14 protein-coding genes are annotated in these 18,988 nt (G+C 66.5%); 4 read left to right on the forward strand and 10 right to left on the reverse strand.

Features of this window, described 5'->3' with window-relative positions:
* Positions 1-3: 3 nt before the first annotated feature.
* From WEG36_13100 to WEG36_13120, 5 genes are all read right to left on the reverse strand, one after another.
* Complete coding sequence (locus WEG36_13100) at positions 4-1,929, reverse strand: cation-translocating P-type ATPase (GenBank protein ID MEX1258545.1); 1,926 nt, start codon at positions 1,927-1,929, stop codon at positions 4-6.
* Between the two features lie 63 nt (positions 1,930-1,992).
* Complete coding sequence (locus WEG36_13105; protein MEX1258546.1) at positions 1,993-2,334, reverse strand: P-II family nitrogen regulator; 342 nt, start codon at positions 2,332-2,334, stop codon at positions 1,993-1,995.
* A 23-nt stretch (positions 2,335-2,357) separates the two neighbouring features.
* A complete protein-coding gene (locus WEG36_13110) occupies positions 2,358-5,480 on the reverse strand; it encodes a CusA/CzcA family heavy metal efflux RND transporter (GenBank protein ID MEX1258547.1) in 3,123 nt (1,040 codons plus the stop codon).
* Between the two features lie 8 nt (positions 5,481-5,488).
* A complete protein-coding gene (locus tag WEG36_13115; protein ID MEX1258548.1) occupies positions 5,489-6,643 on the reverse strand; it encodes an efflux RND transporter periplasmic adaptor subunit in 1,155 nt (384 codons plus the stop codon).
* Positions 6,644-6,678: 35 nt separating this feature from the next.
* The gene (locus tag WEG36_13120; GenBank protein MEX1258549.1) at positions 6,679-7,959 is read right to left on the reverse strand and encodes a TolC family protein; all 1,281 of its coding nucleotides are present in this window, start codon (positions 7,957-7,959) and stop codon (positions 6,679-6,681) included.
* 333 nt (positions 7,960-8,292) lie between these two features.
* Between WEG36_13120 and WEG36_13125 the strand changes: the two genes are divergently transcribed.
* The 4 genes from WEG36_13125 (at position 8,293) to WEG36_13140 (ending at position 13,179) form a co-directional block, all read left to right on the forward strand.
* Positions 8,293-8,541, forward strand: coding sequence for a hypothetical protein (locus WEG36_13125; GenBank protein ID MEX1258550.1), 249 nt, complete (start codon positions 8,293-8,295; stop codon positions 8,539-8,541).
* 240 nt (positions 8,542-8,781) lie between these two features.
* A complete protein-coding gene (locus WEG36_13130; protein MEX1258551.1) occupies positions 8,782-11,217 on the forward strand; it encodes an ABC transporter permease in 2,436 nt (811 codons plus the stop codon).
* A gap of 200 nt (positions 11,218-11,417) precedes the next feature.
* Entirely contained in the window at positions 11,418-12,341 is a 924-nt protein-coding gene (locus WEG36_13135; protein ID MEX1258552.1) for a hypothetical protein, read from the forward strand.
* A gap of 52 nt (positions 12,342-12,393) precedes the next feature.
* Entirely contained in the window at positions 12,394-13,179 is a 786-nt protein-coding gene (locus WEG36_13140; protein ID MEX1258553.1) for a VOC family protein, read from the forward strand.
* A gap of 44 nt (positions 13,180-13,223) precedes the next feature.
* On the opposite strand, the gene WEG36_13145 is transcribed toward WEG36_13140, so the two are convergent.
* Genes WEG36_13145 through WEG36_13165 form a run of 5 tightly spaced genes read right to left on the reverse strand, consistent with a single transcriptional unit; the run spans position 13,224 to position 18,987 of the window.
* Positions 13,224-13,469, reverse strand: a complete 246-nt coding sequence (locus tag WEG36_13145) for a hypothetical protein (protein MEX1258554.1) — start codon at positions 13,467-13,469, stop codon at positions 13,224-13,226.
* Positions 13,470-13,480: 11 nt separating this feature from the next.
* Positions 13,481-14,494, reverse strand: coding sequence for a hypothetical protein (locus WEG36_13150; GenBank protein MEX1258555.1), 1,014 nt, complete (start codon positions 14,492-14,494; stop codon positions 13,481-13,483).
* Between the two features lie 16 nt (positions 14,495-14,510).
* Complete coding sequence (locus tag WEG36_13155; protein MEX1258556.1) at positions 14,511-16,145, reverse strand: DUF4388 domain-containing protein; 1,635 nt, start codon at positions 16,143-16,145, stop codon at positions 14,511-14,513.
* A gap of 38 nt (positions 16,146-16,183) precedes the next feature.
* Entirely contained in the window at positions 16,184-18,037 is a 1,854-nt protein-coding gene (locus WEG36_13160; protein MEX1258557.1) for a DnaA/Hda family protein, read from the reverse strand.
* Complete coding sequence (locus tag WEG36_13165) at positions 18,034-18,987, reverse strand: RluA family pseudouridine synthase (protein ID MEX1258558.1); 954 nt, start codon at positions 18,985-18,987, stop codon at positions 18,034-18,036. The genes WEG36_13160 and WEG36_13165 overlap by 4 nt, the downstream gene beginning before the upstream one ends.
* Between the last annotated feature and the right edge of the window lies 1 nt (position 18,988).

Below are 18,988 nucleotides of genomic sequence, written 5' to 3' on the forward strand. Positions count from 1 at the left end.
CGACTACACTCGGAGGCGCGCGATTCGCATGGCGTTGATCGTGACGGCCGCCGAAGCGCCGACGTCGCCGAGCAATACCGCGCTGAGCAGGCTCACCATCCCCAGGACCGCGCCGACCGCGAGGCTCAGCTTGAGGGCCAGGGCCAGACCGACATTGAAGCGAAGAAGGCGTCGCGCGCGCTGTCCCACGCGGACCGCGTAGGGGAGAAGCCGCAGGTCGTCGCCCATGAGGGCCACGTCGGCGGTTTCGATGCTCGCGGGAGATCCCGCGGCGCCCATGACGATCCCCACGTCCGCGACCGCGAGTGCCGGCGCGTCATTCACCCCGTCACCGAGCATGGCGACGCCCTCGTGCTCGCGCCGATACTCGACGATCGCATTCACTTTGTCCTCCGGCAGGAGCCCGGCCCGGACCTCAACGATTCCCAGCTGGTCGGCGATGTGCCGGGCGACGCGCTCGTGGTCTCCCGTGAGCATGACCATGTCGTGGATGCCCAACCTCCGGAGTTCGGCGATCGCATTGTGCGCCTCAGGCCTCAGTCGATCCGCCAGTGCGATCAAGCCGATCACGCGGTCTTCCACGGCGACGATGGCCGTTGTCTTTCCCTCGCCCTGAAGGTCTGCCAAGCGCGGGGGCAGGCTGACACCCTCGAACATGTTGGGTTTGCCGATTCGCACGAGCTGCCCTTCGACGCGAGCGACGACACCGTATCCGGGACGAGCCTCAAAGTCAGCGACCCGCACCGAGTCAAAGTCGATTCTCAGTCCGGACGCGTACGCCACGATGGCTTTGGCAAGAGGGTGCTCGGAGCGCTTTTCGACCGCCGCCACGGTGCGAAGAACATCCCTCGCGTTGGCTCCGCCCCCCACGATCACGTCCGTCACGGCCAGGCGCCCCTCGGTGAGAGAGCCCGTCTTGTCAAAGGCGAAGGCGCAGATCGCGCCAAGCTTCTCCACATGCTTCCCGCCCTTGATCAAAACCCCGTGTCTCGCTGCGCTCGTGATCGCCGTCATGATCGTGACCGGAGTGGCGATGACCAGGGCGCACGGACACGCCACCACGAGAAGCGTGAGGCCACGGGTGAACCAATCGAGGCTCGTGCCCATGTCCATGAGAGGGGGGACCAGCATCGTGAGGACGGCGATGCCCGTGACCACGGGCGTGTAGGCCTTCGCGAATCGCTCGATGAAGCGCTCGCTCGGGGCTCGTTGGGATTGTGCCTGCCGCACCAGCCGAACGATGCGGTCGAGCGTCGTATTGCCTGAATCCGTGGACGCCTCGACTTCCAGGAACCCCTCCGAAAGGAGAGTCCCCGCGAACACCTGGTCTCCTCGACCTTTCGACACCGGAACGGATTCTCCGGTCACAGTGGATTGGTCCACGGCCGAGGTACCGTCGAGGACGGTTCCATCGATGGGCACCTTTTCGCCCGGCCGGATGCGAACGCGATCGCCGGCGCGCAGGGTGGACGCGACCACCTCCTCCTCCCCACCGTCCGGGAGTACCCGCCGGGCCTTTTCGGGGGCAAGCGCCACGAGTTCCTCGATCGACCTGCGCGCCCTTGAGACGGCCGCCGCCTCGAGGAGCTCGGCGAAAGAGAAGAGGGCCGCGATCGCCGCAGCTTCCACCGGCTCTCCGATGAGTAGCGCCCCGATGATCGCGACCGTCATCAGAAAATTCATGTCCAGGCGGAGGTACCGGACCCCGCGCAGAGCCTTCGGAAAGAAATTGTGTCCGCCTATCAATGCTGACGCGACCAGCACGAGCCCGGCGGGATCCGCTCGAATCTGTAGCCATCCCCCTTCTACGGGGACGTCCGAGAGCCATTCGAAGAGGGCGCCGATCACCCACAGGACGCCCGAGATGTAGGTGCGTATGGCCGTGGCGGTGCGCCATGGCGAATGGGCAGGACGGGTCGGTTTCGACAAGTTGGGTCGGTCAGCCGAGTAGCGCGCGTCAGTAGGCCCCGCACGAGGCCGCACGTCCCCGGATCACGCGGACTCCATCCCTGTCTCGAAAGTCGCGATCCTAAGGGTTCGCTCAACGGGGAGGACTGCGATAAGCCCGTCCCCGTCTCGCCCGGTGTGCGCGGCGCTCGCGATCGCGTGGACCACGGCGTCCACCTGCGCGTCTGAGACGATCGTCTCGATCTGAATTTTCTCCGTGAATTCCTCGATCTCTTCTTCGCGCTGCCGCTGGGTGGCGGCCAAATGCTCGCGCCCGAAACCTCGAACTTCGCTCACGGTAATGCCCGTAAGACCGGGCACCGTCTCGAGCCGTTGGGTCACATCCTCGAGCTTGAACGGCTGTATCAACGCGAACACCATTTTCATGTTGCCTCCAAGGCTGTTCGTTCTCAGACCGTCGAGAATCCGAGGTCGTCCACTTCCCTTGGGGCGACGCTCTGAGTGGGGCTCTTGCTTTCGAATATCCGATAGAGAAGCGGAAGAACCAGGAGCGTGAGCAGAGTAGCGGTGACCAAGCCCCCAATCACCACCGTGGCCAGCGGACGCTGCACTTCCGCGCCCGCTCCCCGCGACAGCGCCATGGGAACGAAGCCCAGAGCCGCGACCAGCGCGGTCATGAGCACGGGCCGGAGGCGCGTCATGCCGCCTTCACGAACCGCTTCTTCGAGAGACCGTCCCTGCTGCCTCAACTCGTTGGTGTAACTGACCAATACGACACCGTTCAACACGGCGATCCCGAAGAGCGCAATGAAACCGACGCCGGCCGAGATCGTGAACGGCATGCCGCGCAGGAAGAGCGCGAGCACCCCTCCGACGATGGCGAGGGGAATGCCCGTGAAGACAAGTGCCGCCTGGCGAATCGAGTTGAATGTGGCGAACAGAAGCAGGAAGATGAGGAGCAGCGAGAGCGGCACGACCAGCATGAGGCGGCGAGTGCCTCGCTCCAGATTCTCGAACTGTCCACCGAAGTCCACGCTGTAGCCCACCGGGAGGTCCACGGTGCCATCCAGGAACATCGCCTGAACGTCGTTCACGAAACCGCCCATGTCGCGACCGCGAACGTTCCCTTCGATGATCACGAGTCGCGACCCGTTTTCGTGGCTCAGGTCCGATGGCCCTTGGACCTCGCCGATGCGGGCGAGCTGTCCAAGCGGCACGCGCTCCCCTCCCGGCGCGCTCACGAGCAGGCCGGAAATCGCCGTGGCGCTGCTGCGGGCCGCATCGGACATGCGTACAGTCAAGGCGAAGCGCCGCTGCCCTTCCAGAACGGTCGTGGCTTCGACGCCACCCACGGCTTCGACGGTCTGCATGACGTCCGATGCGTTGATTCCGTATCGGGCGAGCTCGGAGGGAATTACGGACACCTCGAGCTGTGGGAGCCCCGTGAGCTGCTGGGCCCTGAAGCCCTCCGCGCCCTCGAGTCGGGACACCGCGGCCACCGTCGTCGCGGCCGTCTGGCGAAGCGTCTCCAAATCGTCGCCGTAGATCTTGATCGCGAGGTCGCTCCGCACCCCGGCGATGAGTTCGTTGACCCTCAACTCGATCGGTTGGCTGAAGGTGAACACCATCCCGGGAATGTGATCGAGCACCTCCGCCATCTGTAGCTCGAGTTCCGCCTTGGTCGATGCACGGGTCCACTCCTCCTCCGGCCTGAGGCTCAAGATGACGTCACTGATGTTCACGCCCATCGGGTCGGTCGCGATCTCGGCCCGACCCGTCTTTGATACGATGTCCTCGATCTCGTCCGGAAAGGCCTCGAGAAGACGGGCTTCCATGACCGTGCTCTGGCGAATGGATTCCTCCAGCGAGACGCTCGGCAGGCGAAGCACTTGAATCGCGAGGGATCCCTCGTCCAGCCGAGGGATGAACTCCGAGCCGAGCAGTGGAAAGAGGGACAATCCGGCCGCCACCGAGACCCCCGCGCCGACCAAGACCTTCCTCGTGTTGGCAAGTGTCCAGTCCAGAGCCGGGGCGTAAATCGCTTTGGCCTTCCGCATCAACCAGACTTCCTTCTCCTCCACCTTCCCACGCATCGCCATCGAGATCAGCACCGGTGTGAGCAGGAAGGTGAGGATGAGAGAGCCCACCAGTGCGTAGACGACCGTCAGCGCCATGGGCCGGAAGAGTTTCCCCTCCACTCCCTGCAACGTGAGGATCGGCAAATACACGACGATGATGATGATCTTGCCGAAAAGGACAGGGCGGGCCACTTCCGCGCAGGAGTCCAATACGGTGCGCATGAAGCCCTTCGCGGCCCGCGCCCGCTCGGACAGGTGCCGCATCGAGTTCTCGACCATCACGACCGCCCCATCGACGACCAGACCGAAGTCGATCGCTCCGAGGCTCATGAGGCTCCCGGCGATTCCGGCCCACACCATCCAGCTCACGGCGATGAGCATCGATAGGGGGATGAATAGGGCCACGATGAGCGCAGCGCGGATGTTTCCGAGGAGGAGCAACAACACGGCGATCACAAGCAGGGCGCCCTCCAGCAGATTCCGCTCGACCGTTTCCAGGGTCCGGTCCACCAGCTCGGTTCGGTCGTAGAAGGGTTGGATCTCGACTCCTTCGGGAAGGCTTGCGGCCACGAGCTCCGAACGTTCCCTGACCGCCTGGACGACCGTTCGAGAGTTCTCTCCCATGCGCATCATGACGATGCCGATCACGGCCTCACCTGCTCCGCCCTGTGTGACAGCCCCCTGCCGGATCGTGTGCCCGACCTGTACGTCCGCGATGTCCCCGACCCGAACGGGGATCCCGCCTCGGCTCGTGACCACCACTCCGCGGATCTGGTCCAGATCCTGGACCTGGCCGACGCCTCGAACAACCAACTGCTCGGTCCCGCGGGTGATGTAACCGCCTCCCGCGTTTTGATTGTTCGCCGCGACAGCTTCGAGCACTTGGTCAAGAGTGAGCCCGTACTGGACGAGCGCCTCGGGGCGCAGCACGACCTGGTACTGCTTCGCGAAGCCTCCGAAAGAGTTCACCTCGGCCACGCCAGGGACTCCACGCAGCTGGGGCGCAACGACCCAGTCCTGCAAAGTGCGCAGGTCGTTCAGGTCCGTGTTTCTGGAAACCAGCGTGTATTGGAAAATTTCGCCCAGCCCCGTGCTGATGGGGCCCATTTCCGGCGTGCCGAACCCCTCGGGAATCTCCTCTCTCGCTTCCTGCAGGCGCTCCTGGACGAGCTGGCGGGCGAAGTAGATGTCGGTGCCTTCGGTGAAGATCACCGTGACCTGCGAGAGTCCGAATTTCGACAGGGACCGAATCTCCTCGAGATCGGGAAGCCCGAACATGGCGAGCTCGACGGGGAGCGTGATCTGTCGCTCGACCTCCAGAGGCGATAGCGCTGGAGCGTTGGTATTGATCTGTACCTGGACGTTCGTCACATCCGGTACCGCGTCGATCGGGAGCCGGATCGTCGCCCAGATGCCCACGCCGATGATCAGGCACGTGGATGCGATGATGAGGAGAGGGTTTTTGAGGGCGAACGCAATCGTAGCTCTTAGCATGACGCCTCCTAATGCCCGTCTTCGGCGATCTCGCCCGCCGCCAGCTCCGACCGCAGCGCGAAGGCGCCCGTCAGCACGATCAGCGCACCTGGCTCGAGGCCTGCTCGAATCTCGACCAGTCCGTTAGCGACCGTCTGTCCCACATCGACCGGAGTTGGCCGGAACTCGCCCGGAACTTCCGTCGGCACGAAGACCGACGGCTGCCCTTCGATGTCCTGAATCGCTTCGGCTGGAACCACGACGGTAGGCCCCCCTCCACCCGGAATCTGGATGACCGCGTGGGCGAACATGCCAGGCCGGAGAGCCGCGTCGGGATTGGGCAACTCGACGCGGGCATCGATCGTACGCGTCACCGGATCCAGAATTGCGCCGAGATATCCGATACGGCCCGGGAACACGCGGTCCGGGAAGGCGGCCGTGGTGACTTCGACCGACTGACCAACCGCGACCCGTGAGAGGTCGCGTTCAAAGACGTCCAGCTCGATCCAGAGCCGAGCCAGGTCTGCCACCGTGAAGAGCTCGTTTTCAGGAGCGGCCATCTCGCCCAGGCTGGCGTCCCGCGCTACTACCGTACCGACAAAGGGCGCGGTGATCGCGAATTCCCCTCCGACGCCGTCGCTTGCTCCGAGAACGCGGAGACGTTCTTCGACGCTCCGGACTGCGGCCTCCGCGCGGCGCAGCTCGGCTTCGGACTCGAGAACCTCTCTGCGGCTGGATATCCCCTGCTCGGCGAGGCGCTGCTTGCGCGCATAGTTTTCGCTCGCGATCGCCGCAAGCTCCTCTGCTTCGCGATCCTCGGCCCGAAGCTGTCCGATCTCGGGGCTCTCGAGTACCGCCAGGACGTCCCCCGCCGACACGTGCTGTCCGATGTTCGCGTCGAGCCGCACGATGCGACCTTCCGTGCGCGACCCAACGTGGCTGACGAGGTTGGCATCGAATGTGATGGTCCCCGTCACCGGGAGCCCGCTGGTCTCCCTTGCTTCCGCGGGGCCAACCTGGATGCCAGCGAGTGCGATCGCGGTCGAATCGAGGAGGACCCCCTCGGCGTGTTCCTCTACCGCCTCAACGGCGAGTTCCTCGACTTCTTGGCTGTCGCCGCATCCTATGACCAGCAAGGCGATCCACACGGCCGCAGCTCGGTGGAGGTCGTTCCGATTTTTCATTGCAGGATTCACTTTGATTCCCTCCCAGAGTCGGCTCAATCGATCCCAATGCCCCCAACCGCCGCGTCCAGTTGTGTGAAGTTCAGCCTCCTCGCGAGCCATGCGTCCCAGAAACCGACTTCCGCGTCTAGCAGCTGATTGCGAAGGAGGATGAGCGAGGGGAGGTCGATCTCCCCTTCCCTGTAGGCGGCTTCAAGCAAGATTTGGTTCTGTCGGGCGGGAGTGAGCACCCGCTCTGCGAAGAGGGCTTCCTCCTCGCTGGCCGTCACATACCCGTTGTAGGCGTCGAACACCTCCGTCCGGATCGTGAGCGCGATCGCATCCCGTTCGAGCGCGGCACGCCTCGTTTCGAATTCGTGCTGTGCGACCGCTCCCTGATTCCGATTCCAGACGGGCAGCGGGACACTGAGCTGCAGACCGACGCGAGTAGACGCTCCTTCCTCGCCCCCTTGGATGAGGGCGCCGACACCCAAATCCGGGATCGCGCTCCGCCGCGTTAGCCGGGTCAGCGTCTCCGCCTGGCTTACGGCATGGTCGGCGGCGGCCAGGTCCGGTCGCTGGGTGACGGCCGCCGCGAGCAAGGCCTCCCTGTGGAGAGTCGCGGGGGCCGGTAGGGGAAGCTCCGGTTCTTCCCGGGCGAGCACGACGGTTTGTGGAGGGATGCCGAGCAATCGACCCAGGGTAAGCCGCGCCGAGGTCGCTGCGCGCTGGGCGGCGAGGACGCGGGCACGAGACCGGGCGACCTCGATTTCCGCGAAATTCGACTCCATGACGCTGATTTCGCCCTCGAGGAGCTGCGTGCGTGCCGCGGTGCCGAGTCGTTCGTTCAGGGCCTGGATCTCGGTCACGACCTCGAGCCGCCGATCGGCGGCCCAACTCTCGTAGAACGCCTCACTGACCGCGGAGACCAACCGACGGCGGGCATCTCCGAGGGTCGCGTTCGCACCCGCGAGACCGGATTCCGCTGCGTCGATCCGAAGACCCCTTTGGCCCGCCCACTCGACGCCTTGGACCAGGAGAACCTCGTAGCCTTGGAAGCCCCCTCCTCCGGGTGCCCCCGGCAGCTCAGCCTCGGCCTCCGGATTCAGGGGGTAGGTGCGTGCCCCTCGCACGCCGCCCGCGGCCACGCCAACAAGCTGCCCTTCACCCAGGAAGCCGGGATTTCGCTCGAGCGCGATGCGTCGCGCCTCAGAAAGGTCCACGGCCAGGGTATCGGCGGGCACGGCCGAGTCCTGGGCATTCAGGGATCCGGCGGACCAGACCGTCGTTACTGCGACCAACGCAGCGGCTGAGATATGTCGTGGACAGAGTCTCAAGGCATTCCTCCCGTGGGACATGCCATGCCTTCGTGTCCGTCGCGCCAAAAAAGTAGGCGCTCCGGAGGACCGGCGACGGAGGCAAGGCGTAACTCTGCGTAGCGTGGCTCTTGCTACGAGTGAGTCAGAGGGCCGTGAGCGCAGCGGAGCGCCCACGAACGATTTGCGGGGGGCTTACTGCCGGGGAGGGGGGGAGAGCGACTCGGAGGGAATGTCGAAGTTGGACACGTTGCATCGGAAGTCGAACGATACCTCGTTCGGCGGTACGGGGGCGTCGGTCGAGCCGATCGCCGCCGCACCATGCACATGTGTGCAGTGATCCGACGAGGACCCATGTTCGTGATCTTGCCCCCCGTCGGCGGACCCATCCGACACGGGCCCGCCTTCGTCACCGGCATTCACGGCATCGTGTGCGTGAGCCCCATGCGGATCCTGCTGGTGCGCGAGCGCCTTGGCGGTGGTCTCATGGTGCACATCCCCATCGCGCAGCTCGCCGACCACTGCCTCGGCCTTGGAGCCGAGCAGCGCGGCGAGAACGACAAGTGCGAGGGCACGACGCATTTACTTGAATCCCGATCCTGAAGTGGGGTACAACTTGAGGAAAGTGTGGGAAGCGATGCGCCCGGTCAACTCTCGCGAGGCGAACCGACACCGCGAAAGTTGGCGATCCCTTACTCTGCGAGAACACGCGAGCCCAATGGGCCAGGCCGGGCATTCGAAACGATTCCCATGAGCTTCTCGTAGGGACTAGATCACCCTCGGCCGTCTCAGGCAAGGCGACCCGTCGGCAACTTCATCCCACCGGATCGGGAGGAAATCGGCATGGGCACCCTTCTCGCCAGAATTCGTTATGGCGCTCGAATGCTCGTCCGGAGGCCCGGACTGAGCGCCACCGCGATCATCGCGCTGGCCCTCGGGATCGGTCTCACGACGACGATGTTCAGCATCGTTTACGTGACGGTGATCCGGGGCCTCCCTTACGAAGACTCGGAAGAGCTCGTCCGGATTGCCCGGAACCGCCCGGCTCAAGGCGTCCAGTTCATGGGCGTCACGATCCACGACTTCGAGGACTGGCGCGCGGTCCAAACCAGCTTCGAGGACATCGCGGCCTATTTCGCCGAAACTGTGAACGTCGGCGGTACGGAGGGACAGCCGGTTCGATACCTGGGTGCCTATGTCAGCGCCCATCTCTTCGACGTTCTCGGGGTCCAACCGATCCTCGGGCGAACCTTCCGCCCCGAGGAGGACCACCCGTCCACGCCGCCGGTCATGATCCTCAGCTACCGCGCCTGGCAGGACCGCTTCAACGGCGATCCGAACATCGTCGGGCAGACGGTACGCGCGAACGCCGAGGTGACGACGATCGTGGGCGTCATGCCGGAGAAGTTTGGCTATCCCACGCAAATGGACGCCTGGCTGCCGCTCCGCATTGATGCGCTGGCTTACCCTCGAGGAAGCGGCCCGGCGCTGGAGGCCACGCAGGTGAACGCCGTCGCCCGGATGCGGGACGGTGTCACGCTAGAGGAAGCGCAGGCCGAGATGTCCGCGATCGCCGGACGCCTCGCGAGCGAATATCCCGAGTCGAACGAGGGAATCGGCGCGACCGTGATCCTGGAGATGGACAATCTCATCGGGCCGCAGGCCGCCACCATGCTCTACGTGATGCTCGGGGCCGTGTTCGGCGTCCTTCTCATTGCCTGCGCCAATGTGGCGAACCTGCTCCTGGCTCGTACCCTCGTGCGCAGCAAGGAGGTTGCGATCCGCACCGCGCTCGGGGCCAGCCGGATCCGGACGGTCTCCCAGCTCCTGGGGGAGACTCTGGTGCTCGCGATCGCCGGGGCCGCAGTCGGCCTCGTGATCGCCAAGGTCAGCATGGATTTCTTCAACGCGGGGCTCGCGACCCAGGAGCTTCCGCTCTGGCTCGTGGCTTCCCTGGATCCGGCCGTGATTGCCTTCGTGATCGGTCTGACCTTCCTCTCGACGCTCCTGGCCGGCACGATCCCGGCGCTACGCGCCTCGCGGCCGAATGTCGGCGAAATTCTGAGCGACGAGTCACGGGGATCTTCCGGCATGCGCGTAGGGCGCGTCAGCAAGGGTCTGGTCGTCGCGCAGATCGCGGTCTCGTGCGGCTTGCTCGTCGGCGCCGGCCTGATGATTCGCACGGTGGTCAACGTCGCCCGCTTCGATTACGGCTTCAACACCGAAAACGTCTTCACCGCCCGGCTCGGGCTCTTCCAGAACGATTATCCGACCCCGCAGAGCCAGCTTCAGTTTTACGAGGAGCTCCAGCGGCGCCTGGAGGTGCGGCCGGGAGTCCGCGCCGTCGCATTCACCTCCGACCTTCCGGCGCGCGGGGGCCAGATGAGGCCGATCACGGTGGACGGCGTCACCTATCCCACCGATTCGGATCATCCCCTCGCTCGCCGCATCGTGATCACCCCGGAGTACTTCGACATCGTGGATGCCGCGCCCGTGCGCGGCCGCGGATTCAACAGCCTGGATGGGGCGGACTCACAGCCGGTCGCGATCGTCACCGAGCACTTCCTCGAGATGCTCCCGGAGAACCAGGACCCGCTCGGGACCCAGATCAGGATGGGCGATGACGAACCGTGGCGAACGATCGTCGGCGTCGTTCCGAATCTGCACCTCGGGGGAGCCATCGGAGCGATCAATCCGCGGCACGACGGCGTGTACATCCCCCTCGCCCAGAACGTCATCAATTTCATGAGCCTCGTCGTGCGCACCGAACAGGCGCCGATGACGAACACGGCCATGATCCAGGATGTGGTCGGAACGCTCGACCCCGCCCTCCCCCTCTACTGGGTGCGGTCTCTCCAGGAACAGTACGACCTCGACACCTGGTTCTTCCGGGCCTTCGGGACGCTTTTCATGGCGTTCGGATTCGCCGCCCTGGCCATGGCGACGATCGGGCTCTACGGCGTCATGTCCTTCACGGCCGGGAACCGCACGCGGGAGATCGGCCTGCGCATGGCGCTCGGTGCCGACGCGCGAAGCGTGTTGACGCTGATCCTGCGCCAGGGCGCGCTCCAGGTGGGCCTCGGACTGCTGATCGGAGTCGGACTGGCGCTCCTGCTCGCCCAGGGGCTGGGGATCCTGCTCTTCGGCGTCGAACCCTGGGATCCCGGGATCTTCGGCGGTGTCGTCGTCGCCCTCGCCCTGACGGCCTTGGTCGCCTGCTTCATCCCGGCTCAGCGCGCAACGCGCGTGGATCCGGTCGAAGCGATGCGTTACGAGTAGGTGGGGGGAGAAAGCGGCGACTCATCGCTCTGGCCGGACGGACCAGGAGTCCCCGAAGCTCTCGATGTTGTTGAAGTCGTAGGGCCCGTCGGACTCCATTTCAACCCAGGTTGGTAACCCGGCCCTCGAGGCGGGAACCGCCGCTCCGCGCGCAGGTATTGCGGCAGGTCGCGCGCGCGCCATACACCGCCAGGGAAGCGATGAAGATCCAATCGGGTGTCGTTCTCCTCCCTCTCTTGTGGCTCGGTCCGGCATCGGAGCGCCCAGGGGACGTTTCAGCTGAAACGTCTCAAGCCCCGGCCCTCTGGGGCAACGACGGTCACCGCATCATTGCCGAGGTCGCGGCGGCGCACCTCCCTGCGGAGATGCCCGACTTCTTCCGTGCCGCGGCGGAACAACTCGCCTATCTGAACCCGGAACCGGACCGCTGGCGCGAGGGGCGGCGGCGCGAGATGAACGAGGCGTTCCGCTACGATCACTACATAGACCTCGAAAACGTGCCTGCCGCCGCACTCGCCGCGCGCGACCGCTGGGAGTACTTGGATGCGCTATACGCCGCCGGTGTCGAGGACCCGCACGAAGCCGCTGGATTCCTCCCCTTTCACATCATCGAGCTTTACCAGCGGGTGACGAGCGGCTTCGTCCGGTGGCGGGCCGCCGGCGATCCTGAGATTCGCTCCTGGATTGAAGAACGGATCGTGAACGACGCGGGAATCCTCGGTCACTTCGCGGCGGATGCGGCCAATCCCCACCACACGACGATCCATTACAACGGCTGGGACGAGGCGCGCGCTCCCAATCCCGGCGGATTTACGACCGACAATGATTTCCATGCGCGCTTCGAGTCGGACTTCGTGGACGCGCACGCCACACGAGGGGCGGTGGACGCGCGAATCACCGCCGCCTCCCTGGTGATTCCGAATGTGCGCGCGGCGATCTGGTCGCTGGTCCGGGACTCCCACTCCCGGGTTGTGCGCCTCTACGAGCTCGAACGCGACCTGGGCTTCGATCCGAGCGGTGAGCCGGACACCGCGGCCCTCGAATTCGCCCTGGCACGGCTCGCCGTAGGCGGTACTTTTCTCCGCGACCTCTGGTGGTCCGCCTGGATTCAGAGCGCGCCCTGAGGATCCTCGAACCGCTCCTCCCATTCCCAACACCTCCCAGGAGAACACAGAGATGGCGCTCGAGAACGGAAGAGGCCTCTTCCTCTGGCATGAGCTCATGACTCCCGACCCCGCCGCGGCTCGCGGATTTTACGAGCCCGTGGGAGGTTGGAGGATCCAGTCCGGTCCCGTCGGGAAGGTTGACTACTGGCTTCTCATGGTCGGAGAGCAGCCCATGGGTGGGCTCATGGAGCTCCCGGCGGACGCCGTGAACATGGGTGCGCCCCCGCACTGGATGGGCTACGTGGGAACCGCGGACGTGGACGCGGACGTGAAGCGCGCGGCGGATCTCGGTGCCACGATCGTCGTGCCCGCGAAAGACATCCCCGACGTTGGCCGGATCGCCGTGCTTCAGGACCCCCAGGGCGCGGGCATCTCCCTCTTCGCTCCGGCGTCCGAGCCGCCGCCGATCCCCGCGAGGCCGCCGGTGGGTGGCTTTTCGTGGCACGAGCTCATGACGACCGAACTCGACGGGGCCTGGGACTTCTACACGAAGCTGTTCGGGTGGAGGGAGAAGAGTGTGTTCGACATGGGCGAGATGGGGCCTTACAGGATCTTTGGAACGGACGAGATGGACCTGGGGGGGATGTTCACGAAGCCGGCGGGGCAGCCGGGTCCCTCGTTCTGGCTCTACTACGCGCGAGTCCCCTCCGTGAGCGCCGCCGCCGCGAAGGTGAAGGAGCGCGGGGGAACCGTCCTGAACGGGCCGATGGAGGTGCCGGGCGGCGACCTGATCGCGCAATGCATGGATCCGCAGGGCGCGATGTTCGCGATCCACCAGGTGATCGCCGGCGAATAAGGCGAGCCCCGGGGCTCCGGAACCGGCCGCGGCCGCCCCGGCCGCTACTTCGTCAGGGCGATCGGGAAAAAGACGAGGAAGCCGGTGACCAAGAGGATGGGAGCGAGGGTCATCGAGCCCTGGGCGAGGAGAAAGAAGCCGGCCAGCGCGGCGACGAGCCCCGCCCCTCCGAACCCCCAGGTCCACGCCGTAAAGGTGACGCCCCCGCCCGCAGAGGAGGTCTCGCGCCCCTTTGGCGCGGCGACCGTGGTCGGCTGGGGGCGTCCCCGATCTTTTCGCTTACGGCCCATGGAGGCGAAGGCTACCCGCCCTCCCCCGACCGGTCAACCTCGCTTGTCCAATACGCGGGCTGATCGGGAGGATCGTTGGCCCGCAATCCCGCGAGCCGCTCCCGGTCCCGCCTGCGCCGGACCCCGAAGAGGAAGAGGAGCGCGACCCCTCCCAGAAGCCAGAACGGAGCCGTTTGGTAAAGGACGAGCATCCACCCATAGCGGCGCTTCACATGCTCCACCCATCGGAGCTCGAAGCCGCTCGTCGTGAAGCCGAACGTCTGCCGGAAGGCCTCCTCGAAGTCCCCGAGCGCCCGCCAGCGGGTGAGAAAGATCTCCATTCCCCTCTCTCCGCTCTCCCCGACGAGGTATTCGACGGCCGAGGCCGAGAGGAGATAGGCCAGATCCGCGCCAACTCGGTCCACCGGCCAGGCCAGGGCAAGCGAGTCGAGGGGCGGCGTTCCACCGCGCGCGAGCGCGACCCGGAGCCGCCACGCCTCTTCGACGTCCCATCCGGCGGAAGCCCACTGCGCGTACCCTTCGTCGAACCAGCGAGGAATCCGCATCCCACCGAGGTAATCGTGCAGGCCGAGGTGGGCCCACTCGTGGAGCGCGGTCCGGTCTCGCGCGGCGAGCCCGGAAAGGGGTCCACCGTCGAGTGGGATCACGGCGATGCGCTCGGCTGGAATCGCGACACCCGCGCCCCAGCTCGGCACGGCCCCGCCGGTGAGGGCGTTCCAGATTTCCATGTCCGGCGCGAGGTAGAAGGCCGAGCGCCCGGGCATGTCGGGGGGAAGGCCGGGGAGGTAGGGCGCCCGCTCCAGCGCCGCCAGAAGGCGGGCCGCACGCTCCTCGTCGCCCGGCCAATAAACGAAACGCACACGCGGTTCGAGGGCGGGATCGAGGGGGAGGAGGACGCTCGCCTGGTCTCGGCGGGGGAGCCCCGCCGGGAGCGCGGGCCAGAGGGATTCCTGGGTGGGCGCGGTGGACTGCGGGATCGGCTCCTGTGAAAGGAGGAGCCCCAGAAGGAGAAGAAACGCGGCCATTCGCTTCTCCCGAACCTCAGGCGCCTGGAGCCGTTGAAATGAGCTGCAGGTTCGAGCGGATCGTTTCGTTCTCGGGGTTCAGCTCCAGCGCCTTCTCCCAGTGTTGGCGGGCCCAGGTCCGGTCCCCCTCTTCGTACGCAAGGTTTCCGAGCTTGAGGTAGAGATCGTCGCCCAGCAGTGGGTCGAGCCGCACGGCGCGTTCGAAGTGGGCACGGGCCCCCGCCTGATCGCCGCGGGCATGCGCGAGATCGCCGAGATTCCGGTGGGCATGGGGAGAGGGTGGATTCAGGGCGACGGCCCGCAGGTAGAGCGCCTCGGCTGCGCCGCCATCCCCCTTCTGCTCGAGAACGGCCCCCAGATTGACGAGGAGGGGCGCGCTCGACGGATGGAGGGAGAGGCCTTCCCGTCCGAGTTGAATGGCCTCCTCCAGCTGACCGGCCGCGGCAGAGGCGAGGACTGCGTGCGCGAAATACACCGCCCCCGGCTTTTGGCCTTTCCCGAGCGCGGCGCGGGACCGCCCGAAAGCCTCGCGGGCGCGGGCGGCCTCGTTCTTCTTGAGGAGGACGATCCCGATGGCGAGCGGACCGCGAGCGTCTCCGGGAGCGAGCGCCGCGGCTCGCGTCAGGACCGCGAGCGCTTCGTCGAAGTTTTCCAGGAGCTCCAGAGCATACCCCCAGTTGAGCAAGACGGCGAGCGGGTCCGATCCGAGCCCGGCCTTCTCCATGGCCTCGTAGTGAGCAACGGCTTCCCTGGGCCTCCCGGAACGGAGCGCGATGATCCCCAAGCGCGCCCGCGCGACCCGCTCGACGGGATCCGCATCGAGAACGGCGAGGTATTCCCGCTCCGCATCCTCCAACATCCCCGCCCGATAAAACGCATGCCCCAGATTCAGGCGTTGGCCGAGGCCGACGTCCGCGCCCGGAGCTTCCCCACTCTCCCGCCGCCCCGCCGAACGGACAAAGCCGGCGTGGAGAAGCCCGTAGATCCCCTTGAGGGCGTCGAACTCCCCGAGACCCGATTCTTCGATGAGCTCCGCCACCGTCCGCTTCCCGTCGAGCAGGGGAAGGAGACGGTCCTGGTCCGGTGTGAGGACGATCTCGTCGCCTTCCTTGGGAAGGTGATCGGGCGCGAAGATGAGGTCGCGGGACGCAATTTTCTTTTCGATCTGCGAGAGCTCGTCCACGCGGCGAGCTCCTTCGAGGAGAAGGCTCTCGGTGTTGATCGAGACCAGGAACCCGCCGTGCGCCTCCGGTGCCCGGTCGGGCTCGAAGTGGAAGGTCCCCTCCTCCCATCCGAAGAGGTGATAGACGGCCTCTTCGATCTGCATCGTGATGAATCGCTGGAGCTCCTCTTCCTCGAGGCTGCCCGCCTCCACCAGGAGCTGGCCGATCTTCTTCCCCGGCTGGCGGGACTGGGTCTCCATGGCGGCCGCGAGGTCCTTCCGCTCGATGACATCGTTTCGGACGAGAAGCTCGCCCAGGCGGTCCGGACGGTTGAGGACGGTCGCGTAAATGACCCGCCCGCCCTTGAAATAGACGTAGCCGAAGTTGGATCGGTGGGTGAGGGTGAGACACCCCGTCTTCCTTCCCATCGCGAGCAGCTGGCAGATGTCGGCCAGAGTCACCGAGCTTAGCTCGCCCTCAATCGCCATCGTTCCCCTCCACGGGGAGAGTCGGGAGCCGCGTCATCTCAGTCGGCCCCTTCCACGATCCGGTCCTCCCGGACCGGCCAGGTCCAAACGACCTTGTCCGGCGGCGGAAACCAGGGATCGGAACCTCCATCCCCGCCCGCCCCGGCTCCGGCGGGCGCCACGGCGGCCGCGGCTTCCGGTTCCTTCCCGGATGGCGGAGCGCTCTGCGGCGAAGCCGTCTTCGCTTTTTCCTCGCTCCCCTTCCCCTTCACCTCAGTCGTAGGTTTCGGCGCGGCCGCCACCGTCGGCGCAGCTGCGCCCCCCTTGCCGAGCTCCACCACCAGTCCCCCTTCGAAGCGGGACCGGAGCCGCTCCTCGACCTTCGCGATCTTGGTCGGCGGCCGGTCTGACGCGAGGAAGATCCAGGCGGAACGGCGAGTCAACGCCTCGAAGAGATGGAAGAACTCCTCCTGCGCGCGCTCCGTGGCGGAAAGATCTTCCACCCCGTGCAAAAGGAGGACGTCCACCGACCACCACCGCTCGCGCCACGCCCCCGCCACCCCCTCGGAGATCGCGCGGATGAAGTCCTGGGAGAACTCTTTGACCGAGGTCAGTCCAACCCGCCCCGATGGATTCCGCTCGACGTGCGTGCGCCCGACCGCTTCCACGAAACGGCGGGCCCGCTCCGCTTCGCGCGAGTGGAGATAGAGGGGGCTGTAGTCCGGCCGTTCTCCCTTGAGAATCCGGTCCGCGGCGCCGACCGCGAGTGCGGGATACGAGGGCCCGAGCTCGTTCAGGCGAGGACCGTCCGGGAGAGGTGCGAATGGGCGGGCCCGCTCCCGCGCGGAGAAGAGAAGATGTTCGGCCTCCTCGAGCCGGTCGGGATCGCGCAGCAGGGTCGTGGCCGCCTCGGGCCAGGGGTTTCCCAGCGTCTGGAGCTCCGAGGAGATTTCGCCCGCCCGCCGGAGGGCCGCCCGGAAGCGCTCCAGCGCGTCCCCCCAGTCGGCCGGCTCGTCCGCCCGTTCCAGGAGCTTCGCGATGCGGTTCGCCTCGAACCCCTCGGCCTCGGCCGCCCGGACGGTGGCGCGGATCTCCGTTCTCCATCGGGGCTCGCCCACTTCGGGTGGGAGGGTAGCCGCGGCCGCAGGCGACTCTTCGGGGAGCGCCCCCTGGTCCGAGTCGTCCGCCTCGGTGAGGATGACGGGGATCTCCTCGCTCGAGACAGGTCGTCCCTCCATGTCTTGGATCGCGAGCACCCGGTTCAGCGCCCCCTGGAGCTCCCGGACGTTTCGGAAGGGGAAACGCGCCATCGCCTCGGCTGTCCCCTCGGCGAGCCGGGACCCACGCTCCCCGGCCTTCCGCTGGAGGATCGCGACCCGGGTCTCGTAGTCCGGCGAGCCCATGTCCACGATGAGGCCCCCCGAAAAGCGCGAGAGGAGACGAGCGTCGAGCCCGTTGATCTCGGCGGGGGGACGGTCCGAGGCGAGGACGACCTGCGCTCCCCTCCCTGTCAGGCCGTCGAGGGTGCGGAGAAGAATCTCCTGGGCCTGCCTCTGCCCCGTCAGAAACTGCACGTCGTCGAGAAGGAGGACGATGAGATCCGCATAGCGGTCCCGCATCGCCGCCTGACCGCCTTTCTCGAGCGCCAGGGTGAGCTCGTCGAGATACCCCTCGAGTGTCTGATACGCGACCGCGTTCTCGGGGTGAACGCGGGCCGAATGATGGGCGATCGCGGACAGGATGTGCGACTTCCCGAGCCCGGACGCCGCATAGAGGAAAAGCGGATTGAAGCTCGTCCCGGGCGACTCCGCCGCGCGCCGCGCCGCCGCGGAGGCCAGCCGGTTCGCGGGGCCGACGACGAAGGTGTCGAAGGTCATGCGTGGGTCGGCGTTCAGAATTTTTTCATTCGTCATGCGACCTCCCGGGCCCATTGGGCCACCGCCTCCAGGTCGGAGGGGAGGGGCGCCTGAAACTTGAGGCTTTCCCCCGTCATCGGGTGCACGAACGCCAGCCGGGCCGCATGGAGGAACTGGCGGGGCACCTTCCGCGCCAGCTCCCGAGCCCAGAGGGTGTCCGGGCCGCCCATCCCCTTCTCCCAGCCGGCGCCGTACGTGGTGTCGCCCACCACCGGATGGCCCAGGTACGCCAGGTGGACACGAATCTGGTGGGTCCGCCCGGTCTCCAGCCCCACGTCCAGGAGCTCCGCCGCGCGCCACCGCTCGCGCACCCTGACCCGGGTCACCGCCCGCCGCCCTTCCGGAACCACCGCCATCCGGCGCCGTTCCCGCGGGTCCCGTCCGATGGCGGCATCTACCCGCACATGTGTTTCTGAAAGATGTCCCCACGCCGCCGCGAGGTACAGTCGGCGGACCTTCCGCTCCTTCAGGGCCAGGGACAGCGCCTGGTGCGTAGCCTCGTCTTTCGCCACCACGAGGAGCCCGGAAGTGTCCCGATCCAGGCGATGCACGAGCCCGGGACGGAGCGTCCCCCCGATGCCGCCGAGGTCCTTCACGTGGTGGAGGAGGGCATTCACGAGCGTCCCGGTCGGGTGTCCGGGCGCCGGGTGCACCACCATCCCCGCCGCCTTGTTCACGACGAGGAGATGGGGATCTTCGAAGACGACGTCGAGGGGGAGGTCCTCGGGAAGGACTTCCGAGGGACGCGGCGGGGGAACCTCGACCTCGATCCGATCCCCACCGGCGAGGGTCTCCGACTTCCGCGGAACCTCGCCATTGAGGAGAACACTCCCCTCGTCCACGAGCTGGGCGACACGAGTGCGGGAGAGCTCCAGCCGGGGAGCCAGCCAAGCGTCGAGCCGGTTCCCGTCGCCTTCCTCTTCCACGACGAGGACCCGCCGGGCCACC

This window comes from Gemmatimonadota bacterium (genome assembly GCA_040882465.1).
In the GTDB taxonomy this organism is placed as follows: domain Bacteria; phylum Gemmatimonadota; class Gemmatimonadetes; order Longimicrobiales; family Gaopeijiaceae; genus JBBEBG01.

Excerpts from the sequence above, each read along its gene's own strand:
- WEG36_13135 (MEX1258552.1), top strand. The coding sequence starts at position 11,418 with ATGAAGATCCAATCGGGTGTCGTTCTCCTCCCTCTCTTGTGGCTCGGT.
- WEG36_13140 (MEX1258553.1), top strand. The coding sequence starts at position 12,394 with ATGGCGCTCGAGAACGGAAGAGGCCTCTTCCTCTGGCATGAGCTCATG.
- WEG36_13155 (MEX1258556.1), bottom strand. The coding sequence starts at position 16,145 with ATGGCGATTGAGGGCGAGCTAAGCTCGGTGACTCTGGCCGACATCTGC.
- WEG36_13130 (MEX1258551.1), top strand. The coding sequence starts at position 8,782 with ATGGGCACCCTTCTCGCCAGAATTCGTTATGGCGCTCGAATGCTCGTC.
- WEG36_13145 (MEX1258554.1), bottom strand. The coding sequence starts at position 13,469 with ATGGGCCGTAAGCGAAAAGATCGGGGACGCCCCCAGCCGACCACGGTC.
- WEG36_13115 (MEX1258548.1), bottom strand. The coding sequence starts at position 6,643 with ATGAAAAATCGGAACGACCTCCACCGAGCTGCGGCCGTGTGGATCGCC.
- WEG36_13105 (MEX1258546.1), bottom strand. The coding sequence starts at position 2,334 with ATGAAAATGGTGTTCGCGTTGATACAGCCGTTCAAGCTCGAGGATGTG.
- WEG36_13110 (MEX1258547.1), bottom strand. The coding sequence starts at position 5,480 with ATGCTAAGAGCTACGATTGCGTTCGCCCTCAAAAACCCTCTCCTCATC.
- WEG36_13150 (MEX1258555.1), bottom strand. The coding sequence starts at position 14,494 with ATGGCCGCGTTTCTTCTCCTTCTGGGGCTCCTCCTTTCACAGGAGCCG.
- WEG36_13160 (MEX1258557.1), bottom strand. The coding sequence starts at position 18,037 with ATGACGAATGAAAAAATTCTGAACGCCGACCCACGCATGACCTTCGAC.
- WEG36_13125 (MEX1258550.1), top strand. The coding sequence starts at position 8,293 with ATGTTCGTGATCTTGCCCCCCGTCGGCGGACCCATCCGACACGGGCCC.